Annotated in this window: 16 protein-coding genes; 8 read left to right on the top strand and 8 right to left on the bottom strand. The window is 54.3% G+C overall.

Annotated features, from left to right (window positions below; translation table 11 throughout):
* Positions 1–59 precede the first annotated feature (59 nt).
* From serS to lrp, 5 genes are all read right to left on the bottom strand, one after another.
* Complete coding sequence (serS, locus tag J5067_RS02660; RefSeq protein WP_264650370.1) at positions 60–1,355, bottom strand: serine--tRNA ligase; 1,296 nt, start codon at positions 1,353–1,355, stop codon at positions 60–62.
* A 97-nt stretch (positions 1,356–1,452) separates the two neighbouring features.
* On the bottom strand, positions 1,453–2,796 hold the full coding sequence (locus J5067_RS02655; protein WP_264642233.1) for a replication-associated recombination protein A: 1,344 nt from the start codon (positions 2,794–2,796) through the stop codon (positions 1,453–1,455).
* A gap of 7 nt (positions 2,797–2,803) precedes the next feature.
* The gene (gene lolA, locus J5067_RS02650) at positions 2,804–3,415 is read right to left on the bottom strand and encodes an outer membrane lipoprotein chaperone LolA (RefSeq protein WP_264642232.1); all 612 of its coding nucleotides are present in this window, start codon (positions 3,413–3,415) and stop codon (positions 2,804–2,806) included.
* Between the two features lie 145 nt (positions 3,416–3,560).
* Positions 3,561–6,989, bottom strand: coding sequence for a DNA translocase FtsK 4TM domain-containing protein (locus tag J5067_RS02645; protein WP_264650369.1), 3,429 nt, complete (start codon positions 6,987–6,989; stop codon positions 3,561–3,563).
* 117 nt (positions 6,990–7,106) lie between these two features.
* Positions 7,107–7,601, bottom strand: coding sequence for a leucine-responsive transcriptional regulator Lrp (lrp, locus tag J5067_RS02640; RefSeq protein WP_196906846.1), 495 nt, complete (start codon positions 7,599–7,601; stop codon positions 7,107–7,109).
* Between the two features lie 548 nt (positions 7,602–8,149).
* Between lrp and trxB the strand changes: the two genes are divergently transcribed.
* From trxB to J5067_RS02605, 7 genes are all read left to right on the top strand, one after another.
* Complete coding sequence (trxB, locus tag J5067_RS02635; RefSeq protein ID WP_264642230.1) at positions 8,150–9,109, top strand: thioredoxin-disulfide reductase; 960 nt, start codon at positions 8,150–8,152, stop codon at positions 9,107–9,109.
* A gap of 236 nt (positions 9,110–9,345) precedes the next feature.
* Complete coding sequence (gene cydD, locus J5067_RS02630; protein ID WP_264650368.1) at positions 9,346–11,109, top strand: cysteine/glutathione ABC transporter permease/ATP-binding protein CydD; 1,764 nt, start codon at positions 9,346–9,348, stop codon at positions 11,107–11,109.
* 1 nt (position 11,110) lies between these two features.
* Positions 11,111–12,871, top strand: coding sequence for a cysteine/glutathione ABC transporter ATP-binding protein/permease CydC (cydC, locus tag J5067_RS02625; protein ID WP_264650367.1), 1,761 nt, complete (start codon positions 11,111–11,113; stop codon positions 12,869–12,871).
* A complete protein-coding gene (gene aat / locus J5067_RS02620) occupies positions 12,871–13,584 on the top strand; it encodes a leucyl/phenylalanyl-tRNA--protein transferase (protein WP_264650830.1) in 714 nt (237 codons plus the stop codon). The genes cydC and aat overlap by 1 nt, the downstream gene beginning before the upstream one ends.
* Before the next feature lie 127 nt (positions 13,585–13,711).
* Entirely contained in the window at positions 13,712–13,930 is a 219-nt protein-coding gene (infA, locus tag J5067_RS02615) for a translation initiation factor IF-1 (protein ID WP_002211347.1), read from the top strand.
* Between the two features lie 498 nt (positions 13,931–14,428).
* The gene (locus J5067_RS02610) at positions 14,429–14,875 is read left to right on the top strand and encodes a hypothetical protein (RefSeq protein WP_264628578.1); all 447 of its coding nucleotides are present in this window, start codon (positions 14,429–14,431) and stop codon (positions 14,873–14,875) included.
* A 155-nt stretch (positions 14,876–15,030) separates the two neighbouring features.
* Positions 15,031–15,480: a hypothetical protein gene (locus J5067_RS02605; RefSeq protein ID WP_264642227.1), complete on the top strand. Its 450-nt coding sequence runs from the start codon at positions 15,031–15,033 to the stop codon at positions 15,478–15,480.
* Between the two features lie 141 nt (positions 15,481–15,621).
* Here J5067_RS02605 and clpA read toward each other — a convergent pair whose 3' ends face one another.
* The gene (clpA, locus tag J5067_RS02600; protein ID WP_264642226.1) at positions 15,622–17,898 is read right to left on the bottom strand and encodes an ATP-dependent Clp protease ATP-binding subunit ClpA; all 2,277 of its coding nucleotides are present in this window, start codon (positions 17,896–17,898) and stop codon (positions 15,622–15,624) included.
* A 30-nt stretch (positions 17,899–17,928) separates the two neighbouring features.
* The gene (gene clpS / locus J5067_RS02595; RefSeq protein ID WP_264642225.1) at positions 17,929–18,321 is read right to left on the bottom strand and encodes an ATP-dependent Clp protease adapter ClpS; all 393 of its coding nucleotides are present in this window, start codon (positions 18,319–18,321) and stop codon (positions 17,929–17,931) included.
* A gap of 357 nt (positions 18,322–18,678) precedes the next feature.
* On the opposite strand from clpS, the gene cspD reads away from it, so the two are divergent.
* Positions 18,679–18,900: a cold shock-like protein CspD gene (cspD, locus tag J5067_RS02590; protein WP_252318527.1), complete on the top strand. Its 222-nt coding sequence runs from the start codon at positions 18,679–18,681 to the stop codon at positions 18,898–18,900.
* A gap of 93 nt (positions 18,901–18,993) precedes the next feature.
* Here the strand turns inward: cspD and J5067_RS02585 are convergent, their stop codons facing one another.
* Positions 18,994–20,661, bottom strand: a complete 1,668-nt coding sequence (locus J5067_RS02585; RefSeq protein ID WP_264650366.1) for an ATP-dependent endonuclease — start codon at positions 20,659–20,661, stop codon at positions 18,994–18,996.
* Between the last annotated feature and the right edge of the window lie 30 nt (positions 20,662–20,691).

Here is a 20,691-nt window from a genome sequence, read left to right as displayed (position 1 = left end):
GCGGCCATAATGCAAAAAGCGCCCCGAAGGGCGCTTGTAACAGCGGAGAAACAGGGTGTTTAGCCGATAAACTCCAGCCCGCCCATATAAGGACGCAGCACATCAGGAATCGCGATACGCCCGTCCGCCTGCTGATAGTTTTCCAGCACGGCAACCAGTGTACGTCCAACCGCCAGACCGGAACCGTTCAGCGTATGCACCAGGCGAGTTTTTTTGTCGCTTTTGTTGCGGCAGCGCGCTTGCATGCGGCGAGCCTGGAAATCGCCCATGTTGGAGCAAGAAGAGATTTCACGGTAGGTGTTCTGCGCTGGCAGCCACACTTCCAGATCGTAGGTTTTGGTTGAGCCAAAACCCATGTCACCGGTGCACAACAACACTTTGCGATACGGCAGTTGCAGCAGTTGCAGCACGGTTTCCGCATGCGTCGTCAGCGTTTCCAGCGCATCCATGGAGTCTTCCGGGCGCACAATCTGCACCAGTTCCACTTTGTCAAACTGGTGCATACGGATCAGACCACGGGTATCACGGCCATAAGAGCCCGCTTCAGAACGGAAACACGGAGTATGCGCCGTCATTTTGATCGGCAGTGTGTCTTCGTCCAGAATTTCGTCACGCACCAGATTGGTCAACGGCACTTCCGCCGTCGGGATCAGGGCATAATTGCTGCTTTCCGCTTCTTCGTCCAACGGCTTGGTATGAAACAGGTCTTCACCAAACTTCGGTAACTGGCCGGTACCGTACAGCGTGGCGTGGTTAACCAGATAAGGCACGTAGGCTTCCTGGTAGCCGTGCTGTTCGGTATGCAGATCCAGCATAAATTGTGACAGTGCGCGATGCAGGCGAGCAATCTGCCCTTTCATGACAACGAAACGCGCGCCGGTCAGTTTAACGCCTGCGGCGAAATCAACGCCTTTTGCCAGTTCGCCTAAATCAACGTGATCGCGCACCGGGAAATCGAACTGACGTGGCTCACCCCAGCGGCTGATTTCCTGGTTATCGTGCTCATCTTTACCCAGCGGCACAGCGTCATCCGGCATATTCGGAATGGTTAACGCCAGCTCACGAATGGCATTTTGCAACGCATCCAACTCGGCCTTGGCCGTATCCAGCTTTTCACCCAGGGTATTCACTTCGCGGCGCAACGGTTCAATATCTTCACCACGAGATTTAGCCGCACCGATCTCTTTCGATCGGGAGTTACGCTCTGCTTGCAGACTTTCCGTTTCTACTTGTAGCACTTTGCGGCGTTCTTCTTGTTGACGCAGCGTGTCTACATCCAGTTTAAAACCTCTGCGAGCCAGTAGCTTTTCGGCAACTGCGTCTAGCTCATTACGCAGTAAATTGGGATCGAGCATGCTAATCCTGTTTTAATGTTTTTTGGTGAAATTTTACGTTGCGCGACACCCGTCGCGCGGCAGAAAAGAACCTTATAACCTTACCGCAACGCCCAGTTCAGCGGTAGCGTTTTGTCGGGCTATTTTGATCCTGTGCAGTCAGCCAGGCCAGCTTTTCACCAATTTTGGCTTCCAGACCCCGTGACGTTGGCTGATAGTAGCGCGTTTGCGCTAAGGCTTGAGGGAAATAGTCCTCACCCGCGGCATACGCATTGGGTTCATCATGGGCGTAGCGGTATTCGGCACCCAACCCCATCTCTTTCATCAGTTTGGTGGGGGCATTACGCAAGTGCTCCGGCACATCGTAATCCGGTTTCTCTCTGGCATCTTGCATCGCCGCTTTAAACGCGGTGTAGACCGCATTACTCTTTGGTGCACAGGCCAGATAGACAATCGCCTGAGCAATAGCACGCTCGCCCTCTGCCGGACCCACACGGGTGAAGCAATCCCAGGCAGCGATCGCCACCTGCATTCCCCGCGGATCGGCATTGCCCACATCTTCGGAGGCTATCGCCAACAGACGCCGTGCAACATAGAGCGGATCGCCACCGGCGGTGATAATACGAGCATACCAATACAGTGCGGCATCAGGTGCCGATCCACGCACCGATTTATGCAGTGCAGAAATGAGGTCGTAGTAACGATCGCCTTTGTTATCGAAGCGCGCACTACGCTCGCCCGACACTTCGTGCAGCAATTCAGGTGTCAGCACTCGGTTGCCCTGCGCGTCGACCTCGGCCATATCCGCCATCATTTCCAGACTGTTCAATGCGCGCCGCGCATCGCCGTTCACCAGTTCAGCCAGCAACCGCTGCGTCTCGGGTGGCAATACGATGTTCTGCCCGCCAAACCCTCGCGCGCTATCGGTCATCGCCTGCTGCAACACCTGTTGGATATCTTCTGCGGTGAGCGCCTTCAGCAAATAGACGCGCGCACGCGACAGCAGCGCCGAATTAAGCTCAAAGGAAGGGTTTTCGGTGGTTGCGCCAATGAAGGTGATGGTGCCGTCTTCAATGTGCGGCAGAAAGGCATCCTGCTGACTCTTGTTGAAGCGATGCACTTCGTCCACGAACAGGATGGTACGGCGTCCGGCATCGCGATTCTGTCGCGCACGCTCTATCGCTTCGCGAATCTCCTTGATGCCGGAGGTCACGGCAGAGATCCGCTCCACGTCGGCTTGTCCATAGTGGCCAATCAGTTCTGCCAGCGTGGTTTTTCCGGTGCCCGGCGGTCCCCATAGAATCATGGAGTGTAACTGCCCCGCCTCTATCGCTCGCGGCAAGGGCTTACCCGCGCCTAGCAGATGCTGTTGACCGATATATTGCGCCAACGTAGCGGGCCGCATACGTGCGGCCAGAGGCTGAAAGCTATTGTCCGAAAAATCCAGCGACAGGTTACTCACGATGGCCTCACTGCCGTTGATCGTCCAGCGTCACGCCTTTCGGCGGCGTAAAGGTGAACTTGCTGCTATCCACAGCGCCGTTTTGCTGGTTTTTCAGGGTATAACTGCTGCGTTGTCCATCCTGCTCCGTCGCGACAAAGCTCTTGATGGTGCCGCTGGCATTGACGTTGATGGCAAACTGTTTCAGATTGCCCTTGGCCGCTTTCGGCGTTAGCTCAAAGTCATCCCCTTGCTGACGCACGTTATACTGGCCCCATTCGCTGGCATCGTTACGGGTGATGAGCATAAAGGGCGTATTGCCCGTGGCCTCCTTCAGCCAGGTCGCTGTCACCTGTTCAACGAACGGGTTGTAGAACCACAGCGTCTTGCCATCAGAGATCAGCACGCTTTCATCCGGCGCGGTGGTCTTCCAGTTGAACAGATTTGGGCGTTTCAGCCAGAGTTCGCCCTGACCTTCCTGCACCGCCGTCCCTTCAGCGCTAGTGACTTTCTGGGTGAACGTCGCGTGGAAGCTGTTCACTTTATTCAGTCGGCTCTGTAAATCGCTCGCCGCATCAGCATAGACCGCGCTGGACGTCATCCCGGCGATCAGCACGCCTGCCACTAAGCCTGTTCTCATTATTTACATCCTTTGCTGTCGATTCAAAAGACCGCCATCGCGATCTGACTATCGTACTTTGCACCTGTCGTACTGCTCGTCGTGCTACCCATAACTATTGCCAGAGAATCACGCGCTTCGGTAGGCGAATTGTCTGTAAATGGCATCAGTCCATGGGTGGCGGCGCCAACACGTCTCGGTTGCCATTATGCCCCGGCGCGCTGACGATGCCTTGCATTTCCATCTGTTCCACAATGCGCGCGGCACGATTGTAGCCGATGCGGAATTGACGTTGCACGCCAGAAATGGAGGCTCGCCGTTTTTCTACCACAAAGGCCACCGCCTGATCGAACAGCGGATCCAGATCTTCATCACCGCCAAACTCCAGATTACCGCCTTCGCCGTCGTCGCTGGCACTGGTGATATTGTCAATGTACTGCGGACGCCCACGCGCTTTCCAGTCCAGTACCACGGCATGGACTTCCTGATCGCGAACAAACGCGCCGTGCACGCGCACCGGAATGGAGGAGTTTGGTGCCATATACAGCATATCCCCCATCCCCAGCAACGATTCTGCACCGCCCTGATCGAGAATGGTGCGCGAATCAATCTTGCTCGACACGGTAAAGGCGATACGCGTCGGAATATTGGCCTTGATGAGGCCAGTGATAACGTCCACGGAAGGCCGTTGCGTCGCCAGCACCAGATGGATACCGGCCGCGCGCGCTTTCTGCGCCAGGCGAGCGATCAGCTCTTCCACCTTTTTGCCAACCGCCATCATCAGATCGGCAAACTCATCCACCATCACCACGATAAAAGGTAATTTCTCCAGCACTGGCGGTGTGGTATCCATGCTGTCGCCGGGTTTCCAGAACGGGTCAGGGATCGGACGCCCCATGGTTTCCGCCGCTTTCACCCGCTCGTTATAGCCTTCGAGATTGCGCACGCCCAAGGCCGACATCAGCTTATAGCGGCGGTCCATTTCACCGACGCACCAGCGCAGCGCATTCGCCGCATCTTTCATGTCGGTAACCACTTCGGTCAGCAGATGCGGGATACCTTCATAGACCGACAGCTCCAGCATTTTGGGGTCGATCATGATAAAGCGCACATCTTGCGGCGTTGCCTTGTACAGCATGCTGATAATCATGGTATTCACGCCGACAGATTTACCCGATCCTGTCGTCCCGGCCACCAGCAGATGCGGCATCCGCGCCAGGTCGGCCACTACCGGCTGACCGGCAATATCTTTGCCCAGCACCACCGCCAGTGGCGACGGGTTATCACGAAATGCCTTGCAATCCAGCACTTCGCGCAGATGAACCGTATGGCGCAGTTTATTCGGCAGTTCCAGCCCGACATACGGTTTGCCGGGGATAACTTCCACCACGCGCACCGCCACAACCGACAGCGAGCGCGCCAGATCGCGTGACAGGTTGGAAATACGCGCGGCTTTCACGCCGGGAGCCAAATCCAGCTCAAAACGGGTAATCACTGGCCCTGCATCGTACCCCACCACGCTGGCGTTGATGCGATAATCCGCCAGACGCGCTTCAATCAGACGCGCCGTCTGTTCAAGCTCAAAATGGTCAACCGGGGCTTCGTTTTCCGGTGGTGCCGTAAGCAGCTCCAACGTCGGCAGCGGTGTGGTTGGCTTTTGCAGCGGCTGATCGTTACGCATCAGGAAAGGATGAATCAGGCTATCCATCAATGACGGCGCGGCATCGCTTTGCGGCTCATCCTCATACGCGGACTGCTCATCATGTTGGGACGCCGTCACCGGATGCGCGTGCGTTGCCGGTCGATCATCGTCGTCGGTCACCGCACGCCATGTGGGCGACGGGGGCACGGCGGCCTGCTCGGGCTCAGCCACATCGGCAGGCGACAGGGTAAACAGGGGCTCTTTAGGCGATTCATCCACCAAATCGTTAAACGGCGAGAACGAGAACACCGGTTCATCCGCATCGGCATCCTCAGCGACACCGGCGACAAAGGCCGCCGCCGCACTGAGTGAGGCCGCCTCTTTGGTACCTATCGGCTCGACGACTGGCGTTGCGCTCGGGCTATCTGGCGCTGCACTGGCCTCATAACGCGCCTGTTGCTGCTGAGAAAACGCCTGCGCCAATTGTGCCTGCAACAGCGCCTCTTCATCCTGCTCGCGTTCGGCATAGTCCTCGCCGTAGCGCTGCTCTTGTTGCTCCAGATAAGCCTGGCGCAAGGCGGACTCTTGTGCGGCCTCGTCAACGTCAGCAGCGTCTGGCGCTGCCATTTCGCCGATTTCAGGCTGGGACTGAACCTGACGTTGCGCTTCTCGCTCTTGCTCTTCCGCCTGACGCTGCGAGGGCAACTTGATGCCATAGGACGCCAGTTCACGCCGGGTAGGAATCCGCACCGGATTTGGGCGCGGCAATTCCGGCCCCATCCCCTGTTTCACCTGAGGATTATCCTCCCCAGCGGCCGTAAAAGCGGGCATAAAGGACACGATATCGGTAGACGCAGGCGTAGCCGTTGCCACGGTGGGAGCACCCAGTTCATGCATAGCGCCCAGCGGCGGCGTGCGATCGCGATCGGGCACCGGCGAGGGCGAAAAGGCGGGGAACGGGGTATTTTCCCGCGTAGCCGCCTGTGGCAATTCAAACGCGTAAAGCGGCGGCAATGAATCCGGCGCAGTGGTGTCGTGGCTGACGGCGGTTGCTGGCGTCGCAGGGTTGAATGCGCTGGGCGCAGTCACTGGGTCTGGCACCGTATCAACCGGAGCCGATTCCTGCACCGGCGTGATGTGATCATCAGCGACGCTCAGCGTGCTGTTTTGCCCTGTTTCATCAGCGGCGCGCTCACGCGGCGCCGGTGCCAGCAATATATCATCCGCATCCACATCTTCTGTTATTGCCTCCGTTGATGCGGTTAACGTATCGGGTTGTTCACTCTCCCGATCCGCATTGTCGTGCAAATCGTCATCACGGTAGTTTTCTTCTGCGCGCGAACGGTTAGAGAAGAACGTCAGACAGCCTAATACGGCCCCGCCGATCTTTTCCGCAATGGTCAACCATGACCAACCGGTAAACAGCGTCAAGCCCGCCGCCCAGACGCAGAGCAGAATCAGCGTAGCGCCCATGCTGTTGAAACGCGGGACCATTGAACTGCTCAGCAAACTGCCCAGCACGCCGCCAGAAGCGAAATAGTAGAGATCGTCCACATTGAGTGCTGCCAGACCGCAGGACGTCAGGATCAGCGCCAAGGTGCCAATCAGGCGCAAAGACAGAGTAAACAGATCGACATCGCTCTGATTATCGCGCTGGCGAAAGGCCACCCAGCACAGCGACAGCATGATCGGCGGAATGGCATAAGCCAGCACGCCAAAGATGAAAAACAGCGTATCGGCCAGCCACGCGCCGACGCCACCGCCCAGATTATGAATGGGCTCATGCCAGGCAGTTTGTGACCAACTCGGGTCAGACGGGCTGAAACTTAACAGCGCTACGCTCAAATAAACGGCGAATAGCGCGACAACGATTAAAATCGCTTCCAATAAACGACGACTGCCGCTGAGTTTCTTCAGCGCCACGTCTTTGTCTTCGGTGTATTCCTGGCTCAAGCGTCTCTCCAGGGGTCCTGTTCATGTTCATGACAAAACGCCGAGGCGAACTCGGCGCTGTGACTGTATATATTCACAGGAGTGTAGCTGAAATTAGCGGGCTTTGCACCCCTGCGTTTAGCGCGTTCTGATCACCAGACGATTGCTCTGTTTTACTTCTTCCATCACCACGTAGGTACGGGTATCGTTCACACCCGGCAAACGCAGTAAGGTTTCACCCAGCAGCTTACGGTAAGCGGACATATCCGGCACGCGTGTTTTCAGCAGATAGTCGAAATCCCCGGAGACCAGATGACACTCCTGAATCTCTTCCAGTTTCTGCACGGCAGTGTTGAACTGCTCAAAAACATCAGGCGCACCGCGGTTCAGCGTGATCTCCACAAACACCAGCAGTGAAGCGTCGAGGTAATGCGGGTTCAACAATGCGGTGTAGCCATTGATAAAACCCTGACGCTCCAAGCGGCGCACGCGTTCCAGACACGGCGTAGGAGAAAGCCCCACGCGTTTGGAAAGTTCCACGTTGGAGATTCGGCCGTCTTTTTGTAGCTCATTCAGGATATTGCGATCGATGCGATCAAGATCTTTTCCCGGTCGTTTTTTTGTGTCTACCATTCTTATTGTCTCTCTTCACTACGTCCTTGCCCTTGCTACACTCCGACCCACATCAATGTATCAGAGCAGCCCTAAAAGAAGACGCGCTGTCTATTTGGTATATCAAGGGTCGCTTTACGTCACTTTCCTTTCACCGCCACGGCGTACCACGATGTCATCCCTGCGTTTATAACACCCTGTCTGTCCTGTTATAAACGCACCCTCATCGGGTCGCACGGTAAAAGCCACAACATAAAGAAAAACCGAGCTTTCAACCATTCACATACAAATAGTTTCCTCTTCCTTAGATGTTTTCGCAAAACGGTAGCCGATTGTCAAAGCAAAACAATGAAAATCAGAAGAAACTGCCAAATAAAACCCTACTGCTCGCTCGGTAAGACCATTTTCAATCATTTTGCTAATAAATGACGCTGTCTTATCAGTGAATTGTATGGGTTATTGGCGCAACCGATTAAACAAATAGGTAACAATTTTGCTGCCTACTTTTTTTAGCCCGGTAATTTCCTTACAATCGGCGTTAAGTAGACCGTTGCAAAAAAGAGGAACACATGGGTACCGTCAAGCACCACAAGCTATTGATTCTAGGTTCTGGCCCTGCGGGCTATACCGCTGCGGTGTACGCCGCGCGCGCCAACCTGCATCCGGTATTGATTACTGGCATGGAAAAAGGCGGGCAGTTGACGACCACGACGGAAGTGGAAAACTGGCCGGGCGACGCGGAAGGGCTTACCGGGCCGTTGCTGATGGACCGCATGCACGCTCATGCCGAAAAGTTCAACACCGAGATCATCTTCGATCACATTCAGCGTGTTGATTTGCAACAGCGTCCGTTCCGTCTGTTTGGCGACAGTGAAGAATATACCTGTGACGCCTTGATCGTGGCGACCGGTGCTTCTGCTCGCTATATCGGTCTGCCTTCCGAAGAGGCATTCAAAGGCAAAGGCGTGTCTGCCTGCGCAACCTGTGACGGGTTCTTTTACCGTAACCAGCGCGTTGCCGTAGTCGGTGGCGGCAATACCGCAGTAGAAGAAGCGCTTTATCTGTCCAACATTGCGCAACAAGTTCACTTAATCCACCGTCGTGACAGCTTTCGCGCAGAGAAAATCCTGATCGATCGTCTGATGGACAAAGTGCAGAACGGTAACATTGTGCTGCACACCGATCGCACGCTGGACGAAGTATTGGGCGATGACATGGGCGTGACCGGCGTTCGTCTTCGTAACACCCACACGGATGAGAGCGAAGAGCTGGCGCTGGCTGGCGTATTTATCGCGATTGGCCACAGCCCCAACACCGCCATTTTTGACGGCCAACTGGCGCTGGAAAACGGCTATATCAAGGTCCAGTCCGGTATCCACGGCAACGCCACGCAAACCAGCATCCCTGGTGTGTTTGCCGCAGGCGACGTGATGGATCATATCTACCGTCAGGCCATTACTTCGGCCGGTACGGGATGCATGGCCGCGCTGGATGCAGAGCGCTATCTGGATGGCCTCGCGACCCGATAATCTGCTGCCCTTTCCTCCGTATTCAGATCGTCCCACCTGAATACGGGGGTTATTCTGGCTCCCTTTTGGCAAAATTGATCTCTCCCCGCATTTTCTCTCTCCTTTTGGTTTGCACCTGCACTTTAGCGCGGTAACATGAGTCTACGCTGAATACCTGCCCGCTTTTTGTTATATAACAGTTACATAAAGGTTGGCCTTTTGGGTGTTCCCCTTTCTATAGCGCAGCCCGGTACTCTATGAAACAGACTCGACAGCAACAACTTGCACGCTGGCTAAAACAACAGAGCAAACTGGCACAACGCTGGCTCCGCCTCTCTTTACTGCTGGGGTTGGTAAGCGGCCTGCTGATCGTGGCACAGGCGTGGGTGTTGGCGACATTGTTGCACGCCTTGATTATTGAGCACGTGCCGCGTCAGGCACTTGTCACCCCCTTCATGCTGTTGGTTGGATTGTTCGCCGCACGTGCACTCAACCACTGGTTGCGCGAGCAGGTAGGCTTTCGCTGTGGTGAGGCAGTGCGGCGACAAATTCGCCATCAGGTGCTGGAGAAATTACAGCGCCTGGGTCCCGCCTGGGTGCAGGGAAAGCCGGCCGGCAGTTGGGCCACGCTGATTTTAGAGCAGGTCGAAGATATGCAGGATTACTATGCGCGCTATCTTCCACAAATGTACCTTGCCGCCTTGATTCCGCTGTTGATTCTGGCCGCGGTGTTTCCCATCAACTGGGCCGCAGCGCTTATCTTGCTGGTGACTGCCCCACTGATCCCGTTGTTTATGGCGCTGGTCGGCATGGGGGCTGCGGATGCCAACCGCCGTAATTTTCTGGCACTGGCGCGGCTGAGCGGTCACTTTCTCGATCGGTTGCGCGGCATGGAGACGTTGCGACTGTTTCATCGCGGGGCGGCAGAAGTGGATGACATTCGCCGGGCGTCGGAAGATTTTCGCAGCCGCACCATGGAAGTGCTGCGCATGGCATTCCTTTCCTCCGGCGTACTGGAGTTTTTTGCCTCTATCTCCATCGCGGTCGTCGCGGTATATTTCGGCTTTTCTTACCTTGGCGAGCTGAATTTCGGCCATTATGGTACCGGCGTCACCCTGTTTGCCGGCTTTCTGGTCTTGATTCTCGCCCCCGAGTTTTTCCAGCCGTTGCGCGATCTGGGCACATTTTATCACGCAAAAGCGCAGGCGGTCGGCGCAGCGGAATCGCTGGTGAGCTTTCTTACTGCGGAAGCGGAAGAGGTCGGCCTCGGCACACAGCCTTTTGACGCGGAAACCATTGCCATCCGAGCTGACCAACTGGTGGTGCTATCGCCCACTGGCACTGCGTTAACCGAACCGCTGACCTTTACGCTCGAGCCGGGACAGCGGGTAGCGCTGGTCGGCGTGAGCGGTGCAGGTAAAAGTTCATTGCTTAACGTGCTGCTCGGTTTTTTACCCTATCGCGGCTCGCTGTGTATCAACGGGCAGGAACTGCATACGCTGGATGCCAATGCATGGCGTAAACACCTCAGTTGGTTGGGACAAAATCCGCATTTGCCAGAAGAAACGCTGCGCAGCAATATTCTGTTGGGGAATCCACACGCTAGCGAGGACGCGCTGCAACAGGCGGTGGAACACGCTTACGTGCACGAGTTTCTGCCCCTGTTGCCACAGGGTCTTGATACCGTGGTGGGTGATGGCGCAGCGCGACTCTCTGTCGGGCAGGCGCAACGCGTTGCCGTTGCACGGGCCTTGTTAAAGCACTCGCAGTTACTCCTTCTGGATGAACCGACGGCCAGTCTGGATTCACACAGTGAACAGCGCGTCATGCACGCCTTGGAAAACGCCGCACGCCAGCAAACCACCTTGCTGGTGACGCATCGCCTTGATGACACCCGCCATTACGACAGCGTATGGGTGATGGAAAAAGGCCAACTGGCGCAGCAGGGTGACTACCACACGCTGAGTCAACAGCCAGGGCCGTTTGCCGATCTTCTGGCGCAGCGTCAGGGAGCTTACTAATATGTCGCAGAATACCCCATTGCAGGTACTGAAACCCTTTCTCCTGCTATATCGTCGCCACATTTGGCGGCTCAGCATCGGCGTAGTGCTTGCCATTATCACACTGCTGGCGAGTATTGGGTTGCTGACGCTCTCCGGTTGGTTTCTCGCTGGGGCGTCACTGGCGGGCCTTGCCGGATTGATGACCTTCAACTACATGCTGCCTGCGGCGGGCGTGCGCGGTGCGGCGATCCTGCGTACCGCCGGGCGCTATGCCGAGCGTCTGGTGAGTCATGACGCGACCTTCCGCGTACTGCAACACCTGCGTGTTTTTACCTTTTCGCGTACGCTTCCGCTTTCACCGGGCGGGCTCGCCCAGTTTCGTCAGGCCGACCTGCTAAACCGTCTGGTTGCCGATGTTGATACGCTCGATCACCTCTACTTACGCGTCATATCGCCGTTGGTTAGCGCGCTGGTGGTGATTCTGGCGGTCACTTACGGACTGAGCTGGCTGGACACCTCGCTGGCATTGACCCTCGGCACCATTATGCTGCTGCTGTTAGCCTTGCTACCGCCGGTGTTTTATCGTGCAGGCAAACCGATTGGTACCCACCTCACGCTGTTGCGCTCGCGTTATCGCACCCAGTTAACCACCTGGCTACAGGGGCAAGCCGAATTAACCCTGTTTGGCGCACAAGCCGCCTTTCGCCGCCTGCTCACCGACACGGAACAGGCCTGGCTGACGCAGCAGCAGCGGCAGGCGCGTCTGACGGGCCTGTCGCAGGCACTGATGCTGCTCTGCACCGGTTTTACCGTTACCGCCATGCTCTGGCTGGCAGCGGCGGGGATCGGCGGTGACACACAACCGGGGGCGTTGATTGCCCTGTTTGTGTTTGCCGCACTGGCCGCGTTCGAAGCGTTAGGCCCGGTTACCGGTGCGTTTCAACACATGGGCCAGGTGATCGCATCAGCCACGCGCGTTGACCAGATTTTACGTCAGCAGCCTGCGGTGGTTTTCACAACGACAACCCCCTCCTCAGCCTCAACCGCGACGGCAACGCTGTCATTACAGCGGGTAAGTTTCACCTATCCGGGACAACCGCTGCCGGTATTACAGGACATTACGCTGGATATCGCGCCGGGCGAACACATTGCGCTGCTGGGGCGTACCGGGTGTGGCAAATCAACGCTATTGCAATTACTGACCCGCGCCTGGGATTGCGACGCCGGGGACATTACCCTGAACGGCCTGCCGCTCGCACAGTGGAGTGAACCGGCGCTGCGCGGCATGATGAGCGTGGTGCCACAGCGGATACATATTTTTAGCGCCACACTGCGTGACAACCTGCTGCTGGCTGCACCGCAGGCCAGCGATGCCCAACTGAGCCAACAACTGGAACAAGTTGGATTAGGCAATCTGTTGGAAACGTCAGAGGGCCTTAATGCCTGGATTGGTGAAGGCGGGCGTCAACTCTCCGGCGGGGAACAACGCCGCCTGGGGCTGGCTCGCGCCTTACTCCACCCTGCCCCCTTGGTGTTGCTGGATGAACCAACCGAAGGGCTGGATGCCGATACCGAGCAGAAAATACTGCATCTACTGCGTGAACACACCCACGGCAAAACGGTTCTCATCATTACCCATCGCTTGCACGATCTGGCGTCTCTGGATCGTATTTGCGTACTGGATAATGGTCGCCTGGTTGAGCAGGGTCGCCATGCCGATCTACTGGCAGCACGCGGCCGCTATTGGCAGTTCCATCAACACGCCACCCGGCAGGCATGATGCAGCTATTTCAACTGTCACCCAATACCACGCTGTTTCCTCCGGTGGAAAAAGCGTTGGCAGATCCCAACGGCTTATTGGCTTTTGGCGGAGACCTATCGCCTGCCAGAGTCTTGGCGGCGTATCGAGCCGGTATTTTTCCCTGGTACTCGCCCGGTGATCCCATTCTGTGGTGGTCTCCGGATCCCCGCGCAATATTGCATCCTGAGGCGCTGCATATCAGCCGTAGCCTGCACAAGTTCATGCGTAAGCAACCTTTTCACATCACGCTAAACTACGCGTTCGCTGCGGTGATACACGCCTGCGCTCACGCGCGTCAGGAAGGAACCTGGATCAGCCCAGAGATGATTGCCGCCTACTGCACACTGCATCAGCAGGGGCATGCGCACTCCATCGAAGTCTGGCACAACGATGAACTGGTGGGTGGACTGTACGGCATTGCGCAAGGAAAGCTGTTTTGTGGCGAGTCGATGTTCAGCAGCCGCGACAACGCCTCTAAATGCGCCCTGGTTGCCCTTGTCACGCATTTTATGCGCTGCGGCGGGCAGTTACTCGATTGTCAGGTGCTAAACGCCCACACGGCTTCTCTTGGCGCCACAGAGGTGTCGCGCGCGAGGTATCTGACGGCGCTACGCGCGTTGCAGGACGTCCCACTCGCAGCATCCAGTTGGCATCCGCAAGCCCTTCCTTTGGCTCCAATCGGGGGGGAATAAGCATGCCGTTGCGCCCTTCTTATCCGAAAGTTGCGGTTGAGATGATCAACGATCCTTTACATAATGCCGGTTTTTCGGCATTATCGTGCCCGTTAAAAAGTAAAGGTAGTTAAACCTAGAGGATTCGATGGCCAAAGAAGACAATATTGAAATGCAAGGCACCGTGCTTGATACACTGCCTAACACCATGTTCCGCGTTGAGTTGGAAAACGGACACGTGGTTACCGCTCATATCTCCGGTAAAATGCGTAAAAACTATATCCGCATCCTGACGGGTGACAAAGTCACTGTAGAGCTGACCCCGTACGACCTGAGTAAAGGCCGCATTGTCTTCCGTAGCCGTTAATCGGTTCTCCTGTCGCTAACGCTGCGACACCTGAGGATGTACCCGCCTTATGTGCCCTTTCCTGTTTCAGGAGAGGGTTTTTGCTTTACTCTGCATACCAACGAATCCCCGAAATACCCAGCTACTGTTTATCCATTAAACAGGAACACACCAAGACACATTCATAAAATTCATTTTTATTGCCGAATTATCAAACCATTGGTAACTGTTATTGTTATTCTATTATCCGTTATCTGTTAAATGATTTCTCTGCTATAGAATATTTACTTTATTCCTCCCCTTGAAAATTTGCATTCCTTTTTCCCTCTGTTATTCTTTTTCATATTAATATGATAAAACACCTGAAAAGCCTCACAAGATAATAATAATCAAACAAACTATACTTGCGCCTGCTTTTTTTCGTATGGACTTTACCTATCAATACCATCCGTATCAAACAGAACCATGCGAGTACTAGAATAGTTAGCCACCAATATTTTTTCGATGAGGATATTTATCATGAGTATAAACCCACTAAACTCTTCCGGTAACATACCTATTCAAATGGAAGGGAAAATTTATTTTAGCGAAACTGGCGGGCAATCATTAGCGGGAATAGTGAAGTATACTAATTTTTCAGAACCGTTCGAAAGACGGCAAATCGTTCTTACCGGTAAATTTTTAGAGTCCGAACCTCCTGTACTCGGAAACACGGTTGTCGACTTCAAAACACTTCATGGTTTGATGTTTATTTTTGACATTTATTCTACCCTCATCACTTACGCAGATTTTGTTATTCAAGACTCTGTCATACAGATAAGATTGTTCCAAGAATACGACCCAAATGGAGTTCAAATCTTACACACTGTTATTAATGGGGAACTCGCAACCCCTGGCGGTGATCCTATTTACCACCGAGTACGTTCGACGGAATCACTCACCGTAGCGTGGGGGCAAGAGAGCTAAAATAAAATCATCAACGTAAAAGAATAATTTCACCATTTAGATTTTCATCACGAAATAGATGGTAATAAAAGAAAATAGTTAGAAAAACATTCAGATCATACAGCATGCTGTGCATATTCTATGGCATTACGAAATCAATTATGAGGATCATTATCATGAGTACAGTTCAGCCTCTGAATTGGGCTTTAATACCTGTAAGTTTAAGAGCTCAATTATATTACTCGGCACAAGGTGGGCAATCTTTTTCAGGAATAGCGACTTATGAGCATCCGGAAGCACCTTATGGTTCGAGACAGTTTGTATTAAGTGGAAAATTTTTAGATGTTACTCCCTCGGTACTTGGGGATACAGTGATCGAGCTTGAATCCTTTGATTCCCAAATGCATATTAGTTTGCTTGATCCTTCTTTCTATTATGGTGAACTGGTCATTATAGGCACACGATTGCAATTGATAATTTATGAGTTACCCCTTCCGAATGAACCTGACAATAGACTTGTACATGCCATGATATTTGGTTATATCAGACCAATAAATGATGCATTTGTCATTGAGTCTGTGCGAACAACCCAGTCACTGACCGTTGTCAAAAGTCCGATCAGTTAATACATGAATCGCTTTGCTGATAGCTCAATTCAGTACTGATTCACAATGATGCGTTCGGTGTTTTGAATGCATCTGTTTATGCTTGATAATAAAAAAGCAGTGCTTTCGCACTGCTTTTGCTTTTACCGCTCAGTGACACACTCAGTGCACAGTCCCTTCCGTTTTTAGCTTTTGCGCACTGTGGAAGCTATAGGTCAACGCTTGCGTCGCGCTGTCCAGTTCCACCTTCACCGAGCCACCGTTCACCAACGACCCAAACAGCAGTTCGTTTGCCAGCGGCTTCTTGAGGTTTTCCTGGATCACACGCACCATAGGCCGCGCGCCCATCGCCTTGTCATAGCCTTTTCCTGCCAGCCAGTTGCGCGCATCTTCGCTGACTTCCAACGACACGCCCTTGGCGTCCAACTGCGCTTGCAGTTCCACGACAAACTTATCCACCACCTGCTGAATAATCTGCGCTGACAGATGGTTGAACCAGATGATGCCGTCCAGGCGGTTACGGAATTCCGGCGTGAAGATCTTTTTAATCTCTTCCATCGCGTCGCTGCTGTTGTCCTGTTGAATCAGGCCAATCGATTTGCGCTGGGTCTCTTGCACACCCGCATTGGTGGTCATGACGACAATCACGTTGCGGAAATCGGCCTTGCGGCCGTTGTTGTCGGTCAGCGTACCGTTATCCATCACCTGTAACAGCAGATTGAAGACGTCCGGGTGCGCTTTTTCAATTTCATCGAGCAGCAGCACCGAATGCGGATGCTTGATCACCGCGTCCGTCAGCAATCCGCCTTGATCGAAACCCACGTAGCCCGGAGGCGCACCGATCAGGCGGCTTACGGTATGGCGCTCCATGTATTCCGACATATCAAAGCGCAGAAGCTCGATGTCCATGGCCTTGGCCAGTTGTACGGTGACTTCGGTTTTCCCAACCCCGGTCGGCCCGGCAAACAGGAAAGAGCCGACAGGCTTGCGCTCACTGCCCAAACCGGCGCGGCTCATCTTGATAGCCTCACTCAGCGCTTCGATAGCTTTATCCTGACCGAACACCAGCATCTTCAGGCGATCGCTCAGGTTTTTCAGCACATCGCGATCGCTGGCAGACACGGTTTTCTCGGGGATGCGGGCGATGCGCGCCACCACCGATTCAATATCTGAAACGTTCACCGTTTTTTTGCGTTTGCTGGCAGGCATCAAGCGACTGCGCGCGCCAGCTTCATCGATCACATCGATAGCTTTGTCCGGCAGATGGCGATCGTTGATGTATTTAACCGACAGTTCAACGGCGGCGCGCACGGCTTTGGCCGTGTAACGCACGTCGTGGTGAGCTTCATATTTCGGTTTGAGCCCATTGATGATTTGCACGGTCTCTTCAACGCTGGGCTCAGTAATATCGATTTTCTGGAAACGACGCGCCAGGGCACGGTCTTTTTCAAAGATATTGCTGAATTCCTGGTAAGTGGTAGAACCGATAACCCGAATCTTGCCGCTGGAGAGCAGCGGTTTGATCAAATTGGCTGCATCGACCTGTCCACCAGACGCCGCACCCGCACCGATGATGGTGTGGATTTCATCAATAAACAGAATGCTGCTTTGATCCTGTTCCAACTGTTTGAGCAGCGCTTTGAAACGTTTTTCAAAATCGCCCCGGTACTTGGTGCCCGCCAGCAGCGAACCGATATCAAGGGAATAGAGCGTGCAACCGGCCATTACTTCCGGCACGTCGCCTTGAACGATGCGCCAGGCCAGACCTTCAGCAATGGCCGTTTTCCCTACGCCAGACTCCCCGACCAGCAGCGGGTTGTTTTTGCGCCGACGGCACAGTACCTGGATGGTGCGCTCCAGCTCTTTTTCACGACCAATCAGGGGGTCAATACCGCCAACGCGAGCCAATTGATTGAGGTTAGTGGTGAAGTTTTCCATGCGATCCTCCCCGCCTACCGGCTCTTCGTTGACAGGGTTTTCCGCGTTAGGAGCCTGACCGGGCTCTTCTTTGCGCGTGCCGTGGGAAATGAAGTTCACCACATCCAGTCGACTCACATCGTGCTTACGCAACAGGTAAGCCGCTTGCGATTCCTGCTCGCTGAAGATCGCCACCAGCACGTTGGCACCAGAGACTTCACTGCGGCCAGAGGACTGAACGTGAAACACGGCACGTTGCAATACGCGTTGAAAACTTAGCGTCGGTTGCGTTTCACGTTCTTCATTATTTTGCGGTAACGTCGGGGTGGTCTGTTCGATGAACGTTTCCAGTTCCTGGCGCAATGCGGCCAAATCCACCGAGCATGCTTCCAACGCTTCGCGCGCTGCCGGGTTGCTAAGCAACGCCAGTAGCAAATGCTCCACGGTCATAAACTCGTGGCGGCGCTCACGCGCTCTGGCGAAAGCCATGTTGAGACTGAGTTCCAGTTCTTGATTAAGCATAGGCGCCTCCCCACAATAAATTACCTGATTTCAGGCCCTTTCCAGCGTACAGAGCAACGGGTGCTCATTTTCCCTTGCGTAGCGATTCACTTGCACCGTCTTAGTTTCCGCCACATCGGCACTGTAAACACCACAGACAGCCTTCCCTTCATAGTGAACCGTCAGCATAAGTTGCGTTGCGCGTTCAATATCATAAGAAAAGAACTTTTGCAGAACGTCAATAACAAATTCCATCGGGGTGTAATCATCATTGTTTAAAATCACGTTATACAGCGATGGCGGCTGCAATTTTTGCTGCGGTTTTTCCAGCAGATCGCTGTCAGAATGCGTCCAGGGGCGGCTTTCCATACGTATCCCCGACGTTGCATCATCGTGGATAGCCTGCATCCACTTATTTTCAATCACCCTACTGCGGTTACTCATTATTCATCCATCTTCATTAATGCGACACCATGCTGAGTGTCCCACATCAGCCATTTACTCTTTATTTTATCACCTGCACGCGCACTGTGTTGCCAAGAAGCAAGAAATCGTCCGGTGATGTCATCGGTAACAGCACACGTATTGAAGCAACAACCCTGCACCAAAATCATCAATTGCGTTACCTGCATCAAACTTTGACAAACTGCCCTGTGCTGCCCCTGTGGGATGGCTTGACGCTCTTTTCGATTTCACTAGAGTGTACAGGTGAATTGACGGGGTTTTAATCAATTCGCATTCATGTCGACCAAATAACCTAACCTCTCGTTTTGATAACACTCTTGCGAAGGACGTAAATGCATGGAGACAGGTACTGTTAAATGGTTCAATAATGCCAAAGGCTTTGGATTTATCTGTCCCGAAGGGGGAGGCGAAGATATCTTTGCCCACTACTCGACGATACAAATGGACGGTTATCGCACGCTGAAGGCAGGCCAGGCGGTCAGATTTGATGTTCACAAAGGGCCCAAAGGAAATCATGCCAGTTTGATCGTCCCGCTGGTAGCCGAGGCAGTTGCCTAGCGGTGGTCTGAAATACGCTCCTCATTATCACAGAAGAAAATGCTGGTTTCACGACCGGCATTTTTATTTTAGCTTATCTGAGCGCGGATCGGCTCAATCGGCCCGCCCTCGCGCCAACCAGAGTACGCGTGAAAAAAGTGTGCGAATCAAGACAGGAATGGCGTCATTGCCGCGTTCAGCGGCAGCCATTGCTACCTCGATGGCCAGATCCGGTTTTGAGGCACGGTGAATCGCTTTCACAATCACTTTTGCGGCTGAGAGCGGCACATTTTCCGGCAACTGTGCAATGCGATGGAAAACATCCTTGTAGCCATTGCGATACATAAAATGCTCCATATCGGGGGCAGAAAGCATCGTGATATGGTCGCGATCGGTTTCGCCCTGTTGGGTCAGCAGGCTGCGCGCCGTGGCGGCATATTTTTTACCCGCGTCATCGCCGTCCACCAGCACGTGCCACTCAATGCCCATGCGGTGCGCAAATTTCAGCAGCGGGCGTAGCCCGGATTGTGCAAATTCAATGACGCGCACCCCTTCTGCCTCAAAGTGATGCCCACATTGGCGGCCGAGTTCGCTAAGCATCCACACTTCCGTTTCGCCTTCAACCAGCAGCCAGCAGCGTGCAAACAGCGATGAGGGGCGATTAAAGCGGATATGGAATGCAATACGACGGCTGTCTTCAGGATTCATCCCTTGCTTGCCAATACGGTAAGTCGCCACCCGCGAGGACTCCCGCACCAGGCGGCACACCTGCTCCACCGGCACCAACGACAGCAGATCGCCGGAATTGGTGGTGGTGATTTTTTGCAACGGCAGATGCATCAGCAACTCCCAGGCCACCGACAGCATGATCGGGTGTAATCGGGTTTCAGGATCTTCTACCAGCAATAGCGGACGCGATTCCGTATCCAGCGATACCGCGCCTTTCGCCTGCAACAGCGTTGAAAACAGTTCGAGCAGAATGATACGACGGCTGCGGCTATTGGGATCGCTCAACATCCGGTTGATATTATCCAAAGAGCGCCAGGATTTTCCGTTGTGCGCGCGCGCGTGGCGGGGATGGCGCGGCGTGAAGCCCTCATCCCCTTGCTCGGAAAAATAGTGCTCCAGCAGTTGCCGCATCGCCACCATCCCTTGACGCAGATCCTGATCGGTCAGCCGCTGCGGGTTGCGGGTCAGTTCCTGCATCAGTTGATTCAGGTGTTGGGTCAGGTCGTCGCTATTACTCTCGCGCACCGGCAACGGCGCGACGTCAACCCGTTTGCGCCGGGTGAAACGCGCATCGCGTAGCCGCAACACCGGGTGCAAACGAATGAGTTCACGCGCCAGCGCATCAATGTTGTCCAGCGCCAGCGGTTGCCCATCAGCGTCAAGGAAACTGCGCCAGGTGCACACCGCACCGCTTTCATCCACTTCACCTTCCAGACGATAGAAAATGCGCTGTAATCGCCCCTCGCCCCTGACCCAAACCGGCACCAGGCCACGGTATCGCGGCCCAAGGTGATGCCCGACGCCGCTTTCACAGAAGGTGAAGATAACCTGCAAGTGATGTTCCCGACTCGCTTCATCGCCGGGCGTAAAGTGGAAATCCTGCAAAGAAAAGTGATGCAGCGGCAATGCCGGCGACAGCAGCAGAGACAAGGCATCCAAGAGACTCGACTTGCCCCAAGCATTTTCCCCAATCAAGACCGTATTGTGCTCCAGTACCAGTGACAGACGATTGATGCCGCGGAATCCAACAACCTCCACGCTTTCAAGGTACATGCACACCTCCTGATGTTTGGGCTGCACAAC

Origin of the sequence: Candidatus Symbiopectobacterium sp. NZEC151, from assembly GCF_025962655.1 — a bacterium.
In the GTDB taxonomy this organism is placed as follows: Bacteria; Pseudomonadota; Gammaproteobacteria; order Enterobacterales; family Enterobacteriaceae; genus Symbiopectobacterium.
The sequence above is the reverse complement of the archived record's forward strand: the minus strand, read 5'-3'. Positions and strand labels throughout refer to the sequence as shown.